We start from the raw sequence: 12,889 nt of genomic DNA, 5'->3' as shown, positions 1-12,889 counted from the left end.
GCTGAAATAGCTGCGATTCGGTATGCAAACAAAGTGATAGCCATGTTGTTGTTCTCTTTCGATATATGTTTCAACTGGATAAGCGTGTATTGTTATATTAACCTCTGTCTAAATTCAGTGATAGTAGACTAAAGTAGCTAATTCCTTGGCTAGGCATCAGTTCTTGTGTGATATCGACTAGATGTGCTCGGGCCGTCTATTCCAGGAACTTCGGATAATCTGGAGAACCGCGCCGAGTCCATAGGCCGAGGAAGAAACGGGTTCAACCATGCTCCGTCTTGTTGTTGCAGACGACCATCCGATCATGCGCGCAGCATTGCGCGCCTACGTGGATTCGGCTCCCGATATGGAATGCATCGGGGAGGCTGCGAACGGGCTCGAGGTCATCGAGCTGGTTCGTGAGACCAAGCCCGACGTCGTCATCATGGATCTAAAGATGCCCAAGATGGGCGGTGTCGAGGCGACGGCTGAGGTGATGACGATTGCCCCCAACACCTCAGTGCTCGCGGTCACCACGTTCAGCTCCGAAGGCCACGCACTACAGGCGCTCAATGCGGGGGCCAAGGGTTACATCGTGAAGGACGCCACGGCAGAACAGGTCTTGGACGCGGTCCGGCAAGTCCACTCTAGTTCGGTGCCGATCTCGCCGGACATAGCACGACGACTTGAATTTAACCCGATCAATGAGGCGGAGGAGTTCTCCCTGGCGCTCGCAGGATCGGACTACCTGCCGCGGACACCACCACGAGAGACAGAAGTCCTGAGTCTCTTGGCGCGGGGATACAGCAATCGAGAGATCGCAACGCGGATGGTCCTGACCGAGGGTGCGGTCAAGGCACACCTTGGTCGGCTCTGCGTCCGGTTCGGCGTGAGGGACCGCGTCCAGCTGCTCATCCGCGCCACGCAGCTGGGCCTCATCGAGCCGCAGCTAGAAGATGGTCGAGAAGAGTAGACCGCTGGCTGAGCGAAGCTCCGTCCGCCCCCGTCAGCCGCGCAGGCCGCCCTGCCACAGTGCATCGAACGGGGTATTCCCGGCGACCCGCTGACGAATGCCTGCAGTGACGAACTCCTTGGCCCGGCGCGCGGCGTCTCGGACGGAGCTGCCCTTGGCCAGTTCGGCGGTGACCGCGGCCGCCAAGGAGCAGCCTGCGCCGGAGACCGCGTGCTCACCGATCTTGGGCGCGCTGAGCACCTCGATGCCGTCTGCGTCGACGAAGACGTCCACCGCCTCGGGTCCGGCGAGTCGGACTCCGCCCTTGGCGAGCACGGCAGCGCCGGAGAGTCGATGGATCTCCGCCGCGGCGGCCTGCAGGTCGTCCAGGGTCTCGACCTTCATCCCGGAGAGCTGTTCGGTCTCGAAGTGGTTGGGGGTGACGAAGGTGGCGAGTGGGAGCAGCTCGGCCTTCAGCGCCTCGTCGGTGTCCTGCGCGTGACCGGGCTCCTGGCCCTTGCAGATCAGCACCGGATCCAGCACCAGGTGCTTCGGCCTTCGCGCGGTGATCGCGGCGGCCACGGTGGAGATCGTGGCGGGGGAGCCCATCATCCCGAGCTTGACGGTGTCGAGCACCTCGGGCCCGTAGTTGCCGAAGATCGCTTCGATCTGGTCCTCGATCACCTGGGACTCGACCGGGACGAAGCGATGGTTCCACTCATCACCCGGATTGAAGGACACGATGCAGGTCAGCGCCACCATGCCGAACGTACCGAGCTCCTGGAAGGTCTTCAGATCCGCCTGCGCCCCGGCGCCGCCGGTGGCTTCCGAACCCGCGATGCTCAGCGTCATCGCGGGAGATGAAGTGGTCTCAGGCATGCTCAGCGTCCTTCGGTTCGGGGGTCGCAGCGGGGTCGGGCTCTTCAGCAGGGTTCTCCACGCGGGCCAGCGGCTGCGCCATCCAGCGACCGATCCCGAGCAGGATGCCGGCGGGGAAGCCGATCAGCGGGATGAGCATCGGGATCAGTCCTCCGGCCCCGACCACGAGCACGACAGGACCATAGAGGAGCCCCACGAGGACGTAGCCGAGGATATGCACGGTGGGGCGCACCTGGTGTCGGTAGAGCCAGCTCACCAGCAGGGTCCCGGGAATGCCGACGACGACGGCCGCCGCGGCGATCAGCGGAATTAGCGGGGCGAGGAAGCCGTCTTCGTTCAGGCCGGGGATGAGGCCCAGTGCGAGCAGCAGGCCGCCCATGACCGCTGTGGGGACAAGCCAGGAGACGATCCACCCTGCGGCTCCGAGCCGCAGCACCGGACGCGCTGCGGTGTCCTGCTTGCGGGGCGGCCTTCTGCGGCGGACGGGCTTCTCTGGGGCGGGAGTGGTCATTGGCCTGATTCTACCGGCCGGAGCTGGTGTGGCTCAGCCGGTGTGACCCAGATGGGCCAGGGCCTGGCGGATCAGCTTCTCGCGGCCGCCGAGGAACTCCGCCTGCACATCGGGGCTGAGCACCTGATCCGGTGTCATCCAACTCAGCTCCAGGGCGTCCTGGCGCGGTGAGCATTCCCCGGAGACGGGCACGATATAGGCCATCGAAACCGCATGCTGCCGGTCATCGACCAACCCGGTCTCAGAGGGGTAGGGAAAGTATTCGGCCACGGCGAACGGCACCGGCGAAGCGGGGATCTGTGGCATCACCATCGATCCCAGGTCCTTCTCGATGTTGCGCAGCAGAGCCGCCCTGATGGTCTCGCGGTAGATCACACGTCCGGAGACCACGGTGCGGTAGAAATGCCCCTCGGCGTCTGCGGTGTAGAGAAGACCCAGCTCGGTGATGCAGCCGAGGGGATCCAGTCGAACTGGGATCGCTTCGACGTAGACCATGGGGAGCCGTCGTCGTGCCTCGTAGAGGTCATCCTCGTTCAACCATCCGGGGTTCGGATCTGGGGTTCGAATGCTCATGGTCCCATCATGCACCACAACGGAGCCCGAGGCCGGTCAGGGCTCAGTGCCGGGTCATTCCGCGTTGGCGATGTCCACCACGAGCCGGGTCGGCTCCTCGAGCAGCTGCATCTGGAACGGCCGTTCCTGGTCCAGGCCGATCAGGTACTGGGAGTGGGCTTCAAATGGTCCTTGGATGAAGATCTCCTCGAAGGCTCCGCCGCGATCGCGTTCGTAGTACTCCTGGGCGGGAAGCTCGTCTTCTGGCTCGTCCTCCGGAGCCCACGAGGGTCCGTTGACGTTGATCTCGAGAATGTGTTCGCCGGCTACCTCGATGGGTTCGCCGCGGCCCAGTTCGGCCGCGGCATCTGTGTACTCTCCGCGCCAGCTGGGGGTGCCGTCCCCGGAGTACTCGAAGACCACACGGTCGTATCCCTCATGGACACCGGAGCGGATCTCCACCAGATGATTGGGCTCCTCGCCGCGGGTGAACTCCCCGGGGAAGCCGTCAGACTCCTGGGCGTCGGTGCTGAAGTCCGCTGAGGCGGCGTCGTCGCCCTGGTCCTGATCCTCGTCTTCGGGTGCCGCGGAGGCCCCGGACTCGTCAGGCTGCTCAGACTCTCCAGGATCTTCAGACTCGGACGCCGGGTCCGGCTCTTCCGAGTCCTGCGCGCCCTCGGTGTCCTCAGTGGGCTGCTCGGAGGCGGCGTCCTCGGCGGGGGCGGGGTCCTGGCCCTCCTCCGGGGAGCCGCAGGAGGCGAGCAGCAACAGCATGGCTGCTCCGAGTGCGGTGATCTGGCTTCTGTGCGGGTGCCTCATCGTGCCTCCTGTGCGGTGGTCCAACCGGGGCTGGTTCAGATGATGTCTTCGAGCGGACGCCCCATGGCGGCGCGACGCTCCGCGTGGTTGATCTTGTGCCGGCGGGATTCGGTCGCGAGGATGACCACGAAGGCTCCCATCGCGGCGGAGATGGCGACCCACACGGAGGTGACGTCTGAGAGCAGCCGGGGGAAGATCAGCCAGAACATGCCCCAGCCCATGCCGAGGGCGACCGCGATCCTGCCGCGTTCGGTCATCGCGTAGTAGGCGGCGGCCCAGATGCAGATGCCCAGGCCGAGCAGCGCCCAGAGCACCGCAGGGATGCCGGGGACGCGCCATCCCATGGCGGTCAGCCAGATGGAGAGCGAAGACATCGCTGCGACCATCGCCCAGCCGGTGAAGAGACCGGTGGTGGTATCGGAGAATCGACGTTCCAGACCGGTGCGGGCGGTGCGGAAGGTGAACTGTCTGATCGCGTCGATCAGCGCCAATGCCGCAGCGAGGGAAGCCAGCGCCGCGAGGGTGAGCATTCCGTGGTGGATGCTGGCCGTCCAGATGAGCATGAACAGCGACGCCGAGCCGACCTGCCAGCCAGAGCGGCGCTGCCGTGGGGTGGAGATCTGGGTGGTGGTCCACTGGTGGACCGCGTGGGCCAGCAGGCCCAGCACGATGATGGGCCAGAGCCAGTAGAAGTTCGCGTTCGGGGAGAGCAGCGCCTGTCCGCCGGAGTACCAGCCGCCGGCGAGCTCATCGAGCCCATTGCCGCCCAGGATGGCGGGGGAGCCGGGGAAGATGCCGAACATCCAGATCAGCGAGACCAGGGCTGCCAGGGCGCCCAGGGTGACAAAGATCTGTCGGTAGAGGTCGCTGCGCACCGGCGCGGGGTCGGGGTCCCTGGAGGGCATGTTGTAGGGCGGGATGTAGGTGAAGAGGTCTTCTTCGTCATCGGCGGACTCGATGTAGTCCCGGCCGGTGGGCCGGTGGTTCATCGCGGTGGCCGCCTCGATGGCTGCGGCCTTCTCCAGGATGACGTCGCGCTGCCGCTGCTCATCCAGGGCGCGGCGAGGCCGGGGCAGGCTCAGCGGGGACGACTCCGGCCCCCGGGCGGCGCTGCCGAGGGCAGAGCCGGAGTGGTCCACGCCGTTGGAGGGTGCTGCCGCGGGGCGTGTGGCAGGCGGGCTCTGCGCGGCGCCCGCGGTGGACTGGCCCGATGCGGGTCGGCCGTTCTTCCTGCCGTTCCTGCTGCGCTGCTCGTCAGGACCGGGCTGATCCTGCGGGGCGGACCGGCGGAAGGCGGCGCCGACGCGGCGGGCGGCGCCCAGGAACTTCTCGTCAAGGTCGTCGAAGAAGCTGCTGAGGTCGGTCTCAGGAGCGCTGGCCTTCGACGGCGCGGGCCGCGCCGGCGTGGGGCGGCTCCAGCGCACCGAGGGTGCGGAAGGTGCAGGGGTCGGCGACTGGGCAGCGGCCGGTGTTGAATCTCCGGCCGGTGTGGAGTCTTCGGCGGGCGTGGTGTCTGAGCCGGACACAGAGTCTGCGGCAGGCGAAGAGTCTCCAGCAGGCGCGGAGCTCTCGGCGGGCGCTGAAGCGTCAGCAGGGGCCGCTGAGGCGGTGGCGGGATCCTGCTTCCGGGCAGGATCTGCGCGCTCGGCCGAGGTGTCCTCGGCGGAGCTGTCCTCGGTGGACGCAGGCGAGATCTCGGTGTCCGCGCCGGATTTCTCGGCGACGGTGAGCGTCTCGGCGGACTCGTCCTGGGACTTCTCGGTCAAGCCCGGGTTCCCCCCTCTAGGTCATGGCTGGCATATGCAGTAGCTGTCGGAGCGTGGTGCCCGGACATCGTCGCTGGTCAAGCGGCTGCCGACTCTCTTCTGGACCCCCGACGCGAACGCTGTCGGGTGATCAGCACGGTGATCCCCAACCCCACCAGGGTACCCACAACGATCGCGGCCGCCGTGCTAGCCCAGGGTGGGAGCCCTGTAGTTGTTCCCGTAATGTAACCTAACCCGACCAGCCACAGGCTCCACGTGAGTGAGCCCAGCAGGCACAGCGCCACGATGGAGCGGCCGCCGAGACGCATGATCCCGGCCGTTGCCATCGAGGCGGAGCGGCCCCCCGGAATCCCGCGGATGAGGAGCAGGCCCGCCCAGGTGGAGGCGCCGCCGGCGCGCAGCGAGATGCGCAGCATCTTCCGGTGCAGCCGACGTCCCCACCTCCAGCGGTAGAGCAGCCGGATGAGCTTGTAGCGGAAGAGCAGGTAGACCCCGATGTCGCCGATGAGGCAGCCGATGAAGGTCACGGCGAGGACCAGCAGCAGCGGGAAGATCTCCTCGGCGGCCATCGTGCCTGAGGCGATCACCATGACCTCGGAGGGAAACGGCGGCACGATCGCGGTGAACGCCACCGCCACTGCCATGAACAGGAAGTAGTAGAGCCCCCACTCCTGATAGAGCGCCGGATCGCCGAGGTCACTGATGCCGAAGGCGATCGCGGGATTGGTCACTGCGGGGTCTCCTGAAGGGTTCGAGACGAGATGAAGCTGCGTGGCACCCCGGTCATCGGGTCGGTGAAGGCGAGTGTCTTGGCCAGCAGCTGGAGCGGCTTGTCGAACTCATCAGGGGCGTCATCGAGAAGTTCGGGATAGAAACGATCATTCAGAATACCGAGACCGAGAAGTGCCATGTGAATGCGCAGCTGGTGAGTCTTTCCGGTGTGTGGATTGAGCCGGAAGTGGCCGACGTCGTGCCCTGAGCGGCTGCGTCCGGTGGAGAGCAGCTCGATCTGGGAGGAGGAGTTCGCACCGGGGATGGCCTCGGTTCGGCGCTTGCCCTGCCGGGCTGTGCGGTCATGCGGGCGCTTGCCGGAGTGTTCCGGGGCGTATGAGGCCAGTTGGGAGACCACCACGCCCTTGGTCTTCTCGATCTTGTTGCGCACGGTGAGCGGGAACCGCGAGGCCATGGTCTCGGGGCTCATCCCCGCCGGGGTGGCGCTGACGCATTCGTAGGACTTCTCCACCACGCGGTTCTCGAAGAGCAGCTGATACGCCCCCCGGGTGTCGGGCTGTTTGGAGAACAGCACGACGCCGGCCGTGCCCCGGTCCAGCCGATGGATCGGCACCAGGTCCGGGAGGTTGAGCGTGTTCCGCAGCCGTACCAGCAGCGATTCCTGGACATAGCGGCCTGCCGGGGTGGTGGGCAGGAAGTGTGGCTTGTCCACCACCACCAGGTGTTCATCCTCATGGATGAGCTCCTCGGTCACCGGCAGCGGGATCTCCTGGCTGACCGAGCGGTAGTACCAGAGGAACTCGAGGTCGCCCAGCGGGGTGGACGTGCTCAGCGGCGCCCCGTGGACGTCGACGACGTCGCCGTCATCGAAGCGCCGGGTGATCCCGCCATGGTCGATGTGTCCGAAGGTCTCCAGCACGTAGTCATGGACGGTGTGCCAGGGCCCGTTCAGCGGGACCCGCAGGCGCGTGGCATTGACGCCGTTGCGCACGGGGAGAGGAGACTTCTGCGTCACAGGTCAGTTTCTGGGCAGGTCAGCGAGCCGGGGCGGCTCAGCCCCAGACCGGCGCCTCGGCGCGGGCGGTGGGCTCGGGCTGCCCCAGGGGCTGGTTGACCTGCCAGGACATGCCGAAGCGGTCCTTGATCCAGGCGAAGTTCGTGGCGAAGTCGTAGTCGTCGGGCTCCATGAGGAACTCTCCGCCCGGGGCCAGGCTGTCCACGATCTGATGGAACTCCGCCGCGGAGTCCACGACCACGGCCACGGAGATCGAGGGGGTGAAGCTGAACTGATGCTTCATCAGGCTGTCCTGGATCATCAGCACCTGCCCGCCGATCCTCAGCTGCGCGGTGGCGACCAGCGGGACTGGAACGGTGATGACCTCTTCGTGATCAGAGGCGTCCTGGGCATGCTTGACCGTGATCAGCGTCGTGTCGGTCGACTCAGCCTCGGTCTGCTCAGCCTCGGTGGACTCAGGCTGGGTCGGCTCGGTCTCCTTCACGGCGTCCGAACCTTTCCCGCCGTCGGAGTCCTCTGGGACTTCGGTGTCGGCAGGGTCCACGGGCTCAGCGGAGGGCCGCGGGGTGGGGTCGTAGATCTCGGTGCCCGCGGGGTGGTGCACGATCTCCAGCAGCTCAGCGTCAGGGAAGACGTCGAGGTAGTGGTCGATCGCTTCTTGGGCCTGACCCTGGAACATCAGAAACGGAATGCAAAGAGTCATGACTTCACCCTAGCCGGAAATCCTGTGTTCTCTATGACTGCGCGCTGCGCGGGTGAGGCGTCATGGCAGTGATCCGATGCGGCGATCATGGCGCGAATCTCAGCCCGGAGGGCGAGGAGTTGAAGCCGGCGTCGCGCAGCAGCTGTCCCAGCGGGTGGGTCAGGATCCGGTCTCCGTTGACCCGTTCCACCGCGATCCGTCCGGTCTTGGCCGCGCGCAGGGCCGGCACCAGCGCCCGGGAGATCAGGTCCATGGTGGATTCGTCCTCGGTGAAGAGCAGCAGGGTGCGGCCTCCGCGCTCCATGTAGAGCACCAGCCGCCCGCGGTAGATCACCACGACGGCGCCGGCCTTGCGTCCAGGTCGGTGCGTGGAGCTCTCCAGCTCCGGCCAGTCCAGGGCCGCCCCGTAGGGATTCGCCGGGTCGGTGGCGGCGAGCACCACCGCAGCATCCTGCTTCTTCCCGCCGCCCGATGTGCTCGAGCCGGAGGCTCCCGTCCTGGGCGTCCCGGTGCCTGATTCGGCGCCGGCCTGTTCGGCGGCGTCCTCGAGGCGTTCGGAGATCCAGCGCAGCTGATCGATCGTCGCCGAGGAGGTGAACTGGGCGGCGCCGAGCTGTTCGATGAAGTATCCGCGCCGGATCTGCCCGGAGTCCTCGGCCGCGGAGAGCACCTTGTAGACCGCCGCGAAGCCGCCCTTTGCGGAGGCGCCCAGACCTGACTGCTGCTCGGACATCACCGAGCCGCGGGTGACCACCCCGTAGCGGTCCAGCAGGATCTCGGCGCGGGTGTGCGCGGCGACGGTGGCATCCACCGAACCGTTCGGGACGAGCTGCCAGCGGCCGCCCGCGCCGCCGCCGGTGGGTCCGGAGGCGGCGTTCCCGGCGATCCGGGTGCGGTGTGATTCGGTGGCCCGGCGCAGCGCCATCCGCCGTGAGGTGTGCCTCGGTCGCGCCGGTGTGGGCTGCTTCTTGTGCGCGGTGGTCCCGGTGGACATGAATCTGCGCAGCGCGGCGAAGCTGTCGGGGGCGACCCGTCCCGCCCAGAACAGCTCCCAGAGCGCGTTCTTGGTGCTCTCCCGGGAGCCTGTGAGGTCGGGGTCGAGCTGGTCGTGCAGCGCCTCGATGAACCAGGCGCCGCCGCGGGCCAGGATCTCGAGGATCGACTCCTGCAGCGCGGTGGGGGTGAAGTCTTCTCCGTTGCTGCCCAGCCCGGTGCTGCCCGGCTGGTTCAGCAGCGTCTCGGCGTCCTCCCGCGGGTAGAAGGCCAGCCAGCCGTCATGCCCGCTCAGCGCCCCCTTGCCCACGGCGAGGAACTCCCCGGCGGAGAGCAGCTCGTCGAGCATCCCCGGCCGGTAGTCGGGGATCCGCGCCGGGAGGATATAGGACTCCCAGGCGCTGGCCGGCGCGGCTGCACCGGAGAGCTGGGCCAGCGATTCCGCCACGGCGGAGACCCCCGAGGAGGAGGAGCCTTTCCCGCGGGCCGCGGTGATGCCCTGCCATTCGAGCAGGAACTGGGCGTAGGCGGGGGTGGGCACCGGCTCCACCTGGGCGCGCAGGGCGGCCAGGGAGCGGCGTCGGATCCTGCGCAGCATCTCGGCATCGCAGTACTCCACCGTGCCGGGCCGGGCATCGGCGGGGATCACCCGGTCGGGTCGGAACAGTCCCTCCACCACCCGGTGCTCGCGCACCAGCCGGGTCAGCGTGTCCACGACGACGGCGCGGCTGAGTCCCAGCTCGGCCGCCGCCTCCTCCACCAGGAAGGGTCCGTGGGTGCGGGCATAGCGCCCGACGAGATCGCCGAGCGGATCCTCGACCGGGTCCAGGAAGGCGTAGGGGATGCCGACCGGGATGGGCGTGCCCAGACCGTCGCGCAGCCGTGAGGCGTCCTCGATCGCGGCGTAGCGCTCCTCAACCTGATCCTGCTCGCCGTCGGCGCCGGACTCTGGAGAGGTGCCGGTGCGCCACATCACCCGGAAGGCGCGCTGATTCGAGACCAGGGCCTCGGCATGGTGCTTCGCGGGCTCACCGTCTTCGAGCCGGGCGGCGAGCTGCTCTTCGGTCAGCGGGCCGAGCAGGCGCAGCAGGTCCGCGACGCCCTCTTCGCCGCGCAGGTGCCGGGAGGGGAGCAGCCGCTGGGCGTAGGCCTCGGAGTCGGCGATGATCGCGGCGTCGAGGAACTCACGCAGCTCCACCCGGCCCAGCAGCTCACCCAGCAGGGCCGGGTCCACCGAGAGCGCGGCGGCCCGGCGTTCGGCCAGCGGGGAGTCCCCCTCGTAGAGGAACTGCGCGATGTAGCCGAAGAGGATGGACTGGGCGAAGGGGGAGGGCTTCGAGGTGGTCGTCTCCACGATCTTGAGCCTGCGCTGGGTGATGCTGCGCAGCAGCTCCAGCAGGGCCGGCATGTCGTAGACGTCCTGCAGGACCTCCCGCATGGCCTCCATGATCACCGGGAAGTCAGGGTAGCCCGAGGCGACCTCCAGCAGCTGGGAGGATCGTTGGCGCTGCTGCCACAGCGGAGTGCGCTGTCCGGGGTTCTGCTTGGGCAGCAGCAGGGCCCGGGCGGCTGCCTCGCGGAACCGGCCGGCGAACAGCGCAGAGGAGCTGACCTGGCCGGTGACCAGATCCTCAAGCTCGTCGGGGTCGAAGACGAAGAGCTCCGCGCCGGGCGGGTCTTCGTCCATCATCGGGACGCGCAGCACGATCCCGTCGTCGCTGGCCATGGCCGAGCCGTCCAGGCCGAACCGGTCGTGCAGGCGTTCACCGACCGCCAGCGCCCAGGGGGCGTGGACCTGCAGTCCGTAGGGCGAGAGCAGCACGATCCGCCAGTCACCGAGCTCGTCCTTGGTCTGTTCCACCACCAGGGTGGTGTCGCTGGGGAGCACCCCGGCGGCCTCCTGCTGTTCGGTGAAGTAGCGCAGCAGGTTCTGCTGCGCCCAGGTGTCCATGCCCAGCGCGGTGAGCCGCTCGGCGGTGGGCTCTGCGGCGCCGGCGTGGACCTCCCGGGTGAACCGGCCCAGCGCGCGGCCGAGCTCGGCGGGACGGCCGAAGCCGTCGCCGCGCCAGAAGGGCAGCGAGGCGGGCTGCCCGAAGGCCGGGACGACGAGCACCCGGTCGAAGGTGATCTCCTGGATCCGCCAGCTGGTGGCGCCCAGCGCGAAGACGTCGCCGACCCGGGACTCGTAGACCATCTCTTCATCGAGCTCACCGACCCGGCGGCCGCCGGAGCGGGCCGATCCGGAGTCTTCTCCGCCGGCGAGGTAGACCCCGAAGAGCCCGCGGTCGGGAATGGTGCCGCCGGAGGTGACCGCGATCCGCTGTGCGCCGGGGCGCCCGCTGATCGTGCCCGCGTCGCGGTCCCAGATCACTCGGGGGCGCAGCTCGGCGAACCGGTCGGAGGGGTATTTGCCGGCGAGCAGGTCCAGGGTGGCCTCATAGGCCGAGCGCGGCAGCGTGGCGAAGGGGGCGCTGCGGCGCAGCGTCTCGAACCAGGACTCCACATCCAGCGGGTCCATCGCGGCGGCGGCCACCGTCTGCTGGGCAAGGATGTCCAGCGGGTTGCGCGGGATGTGCAGGGCCTCGATCTGCCCGGCGAGCATCCGCTCGACGATCACGGCGGTGCTCACCAGGTCCCCGCGGTGCTTGGGGAAGAACCAGCCGACCGAGACCTCACCCACCTGGTGCCCGGCCCGGCCGATGCGCTGGAGCCCGGCGGAGACCGCGAAGGGGGCCTCCACCTGGACGACCAGGTCCACGGCGCCCATGTCGATGCCGAGCTCGAGGGAGGAGGTGGCGACCACACAGCGCAGCTGGCCTGATTTCAGCGCCTCTTCGGTGAGCTTGCGCTGTTCCTTCGAGACCGAGCCGTGGTGTGAACGGGCCAGCGGTGCGGGCTCGCCCGCGTCCCCGTCATCCCCGGGGGCGGATGCGGCGGCGTCGTCGGTGTTCTGAGCGGTGGGCGCCTGGCGTTCGGACCAGATCTCGTTGATCCGCCCGGTGAGCTTCTCCGCGAGCCGACGAGAGTTCACGAACACGATGGTGGAGCGGTTCTCGGTGACCAGATCCACGACCCGGTGCTCCACGTGCGGCCAGATGCTGGGCTGCAGCGGCTGGTCGCTGAGCAGCGCGTCGTCGGGCGGGAAGTCGATTGCAGGAGTGCGCGCAGGGATGCCGGCCGCGGCGTCGGGGTCTCCGCTGCCGTTCGAGGCGGCGGCGAACGGGGTCGCGCTCTCGGGCGGGGCGGTGCTGGGGGAGGCCAGGTCCTCCACCGGGACCGAGACGGTGATGTCCCATTTCTTCTCCGACTTCGGTGCGACGATCTCCACCGTCGCCGAGCCGCCCAGGAAGCGGGCCACCTCCTCGCGGGGTTCCACCGTGGCGGAGAGCCCGATCCGCTGGGCCGGGGCTGCCAGCAGGTTGTTCAGCCGCTCCAGCGAGACCGCCAGATGGGCGCCGCGCTTGGTGCCGGCCAGGGCGTGGACCTCATCGATGATCACGGTCTTGATCCCGGTCAGCGTGCTCCGGGCCTGGGAGGTGAGCATCAGGTAGAGCGATTCTGGGGTGGTGATCAGGATCTGCGGGGGCTTCCGAACCAGGTCCCGACGCTCCTTGGGCGTGGAGTCGCCGGTGCGCACCCCGACGGTGATCTCCGGCGGCTCGTCCGCGGCGCCCTCGGCGGCGAGGCGGCGGGCGGTGTGCGCGATCCCGACCAGCGGGCTGCGCAGGTTGCGTTCGATGTCCACGCCGAGCGCCTTCAGAGGCGAGATGTAGAGCACCGAGGTGCCCGCGGTGGGTGCGGCGAAGAGCTGGTCGATCGACCAGAGGAAGGCCGAGAGCGTCTTGCCCGAGCCGGTGGGCGCGACCACAAGCGCGTTCTTGCCCTGCGCCACGGCAGCCCAGGCGCCAGCCTGCGCGGCGGTGGGTGCACCGAAGGATGCTTGGAACCAGCGCCGGGTCGGCTCGGTGAAAGGTTCCAGGGCGGTCAT

10 protein-coding genes are annotated in these 12,889 nt (G+C 68.2%); 1 reads left to right on the top strand and 9 read right to left on the bottom strand.

Annotation, left to right across the window (positions count from 1 at the left end):
- The first annotated feature begins 268 nt into the window (after window positions 1-268).
- A complete protein-coding gene (locus LSI54_RS03955; protein ID WP_274617524.1) occupies window positions 269-952 on the top strand; it encodes a response regulator transcription factor in 684 nt (227 codons plus the stop codon).
- A 33-nt stretch (window positions 953-985) separates the two neighbouring features.
- Here the strand turns inward: LSI54_RS03955 and thiD are convergent, their stop codons facing one another.
- The 9 genes from thiD to LSI54_RS03910 form a co-directional block, all read right to left on the bottom strand.
- Window positions 986-1,810: a bifunctional hydroxymethylpyrimidine kinase/phosphomethylpyrimidine kinase gene (gene thiD, locus LSI54_RS03950; RefSeq protein ID WP_241477808.1), complete on the bottom strand. Its 825-nt coding sequence runs from the start codon at window positions 1,808-1,810 to the stop codon at window positions 986-988.
- The gene (locus tag LSI54_RS03945; RefSeq protein WP_241465278.1) at window positions 1,803-2,321 is read right to left on the bottom strand and encodes a hypothetical protein; all 519 of its coding nucleotides are present in this window, start codon (window positions 2,319-2,321) and stop codon (window positions 1,803-1,805) included. The genes thiD and LSI54_RS03945 overlap by 8 nt, the downstream gene beginning before the upstream one ends.
- A gap of 33 nt (window positions 2,322-2,354) precedes the next feature.
- Window positions 2,355-2,894 (bottom strand): NUDIX hydrolase family protein, encoded by a 540-nt coding sequence (locus LSI54_RS03940; RefSeq protein WP_036473357.1) that lies wholly within the window; start codon window positions 2,892-2,894, stop codon window positions 2,355-2,357.
- A gap of 54 nt (window positions 2,895-2,948) precedes the next feature.
- Complete coding sequence (locus LSI54_RS03935) at window positions 2,949-3,692, bottom strand: AMIN domain-containing protein (RefSeq protein WP_241477807.1); 744 nt, start codon at window positions 3,690-3,692, stop codon at window positions 2,949-2,951.
- Window positions 3,693-3,727: 35 nt separating this feature from the next.
- Window positions 3,728-5,458, bottom strand: coding sequence for a hypothetical protein (locus LSI54_RS03930; RefSeq protein ID WP_241477806.1), 1,731 nt, complete (start codon window positions 5,456-5,458; stop codon window positions 3,728-3,730).
- Between the two features lie 77 nt (window positions 5,459-5,535).
- Window positions 5,536-6,189 (bottom strand): DedA family protein, encoded by a 654-nt coding sequence (locus tag LSI54_RS03925; protein ID WP_241465275.1) that lies wholly within the window; start codon window positions 6,187-6,189, stop codon window positions 5,536-5,538.
- A complete protein-coding gene (locus LSI54_RS03920; protein ID WP_241470519.1) occupies window positions 6,186-7,205 on the bottom strand; it encodes a pseudouridine synthase in 1,020 nt (339 codons plus the stop codon). Before LSI54_RS03920 ends, LSI54_RS03925 begins: the two co-directional genes overlap by 4 nt.
- Window positions 7,206-7,242: 37 nt before the next feature.
- Window positions 7,243-7,908, bottom strand: a complete 666-nt coding sequence (locus tag LSI54_RS03915; RefSeq protein ID WP_241465273.1) for a VOC family protein — start codon at window positions 7,906-7,908, stop codon at window positions 7,243-7,245.
- An 85-nt stretch (window positions 7,909-7,993) separates the two neighbouring features.
- Window positions 7,994-12,889: a DNA glycosylase AlkZ-like family protein gene (locus LSI54_RS03910; protein WP_241477805.1), complete on the bottom strand. Its 4,896-nt coding sequence runs from the start codon at window positions 12,887-12,889 to the stop codon at window positions 7,994-7,996.

This window comes from Nesterenkonia sp. AY15, assembly GCF_022565855.1.
Classification (GTDB): Bacteria; Actinomycetota; Actinomycetes; order Actinomycetales; family Micrococcaceae; genus Nesterenkonia.
This window is presented reverse-complemented; position numbering and strand designations above follow the sequence as displayed.

Excerpts from the sequence above, each read along its gene's own strand:
- LSI54_RS03955 (WP_274617524.1), top strand. The coding sequence starts at position 269 with ATGCTCCGTCTTGTTGTTGCAGACGACCATCCGATCATGCGCGCAGCA.
- thiD (WP_241477808.1), bottom strand. The coding sequence starts at position 1,810 with ATGCCTGAGACCACTTCATCTCCCGCGATGACGCTGAGCATCGCGGGT.
- LSI54_RS03945 (WP_241465278.1), bottom strand. The coding sequence starts at position 2,321 with ATGACCACTCCCGCCCCAGAGAAGCCCGTCCGCCGCAGAAGGCCGCCC.
- LSI54_RS03940 (WP_036473357.1), bottom strand. The coding sequence starts at position 2,894 with ATGAGCATTCGAACCCCAGATCCGAACCCCGGATGGTTGAACGAGGAT.
- LSI54_RS03935 (WP_241477807.1), bottom strand. The coding sequence starts at position 3,692 with ATGAGGCACCCGCACAGAAGCCAGATCACCGCACTCGGAGCAGCCATG.
- LSI54_RS03915 (WP_241465273.1), bottom strand. The coding sequence starts at position 7,908 with ATGACTCTTTGCATTCCGTTTCTGATGTTCCAGGGTCAGGCCCAAGAA.
- LSI54_RS03910 (WP_241477805.1), bottom strand. The coding sequence starts at position 12,889 with ATGACCGCCCTGGAACCTTTCACCGAGCCGACCCGGCGCTGGTTCCAA.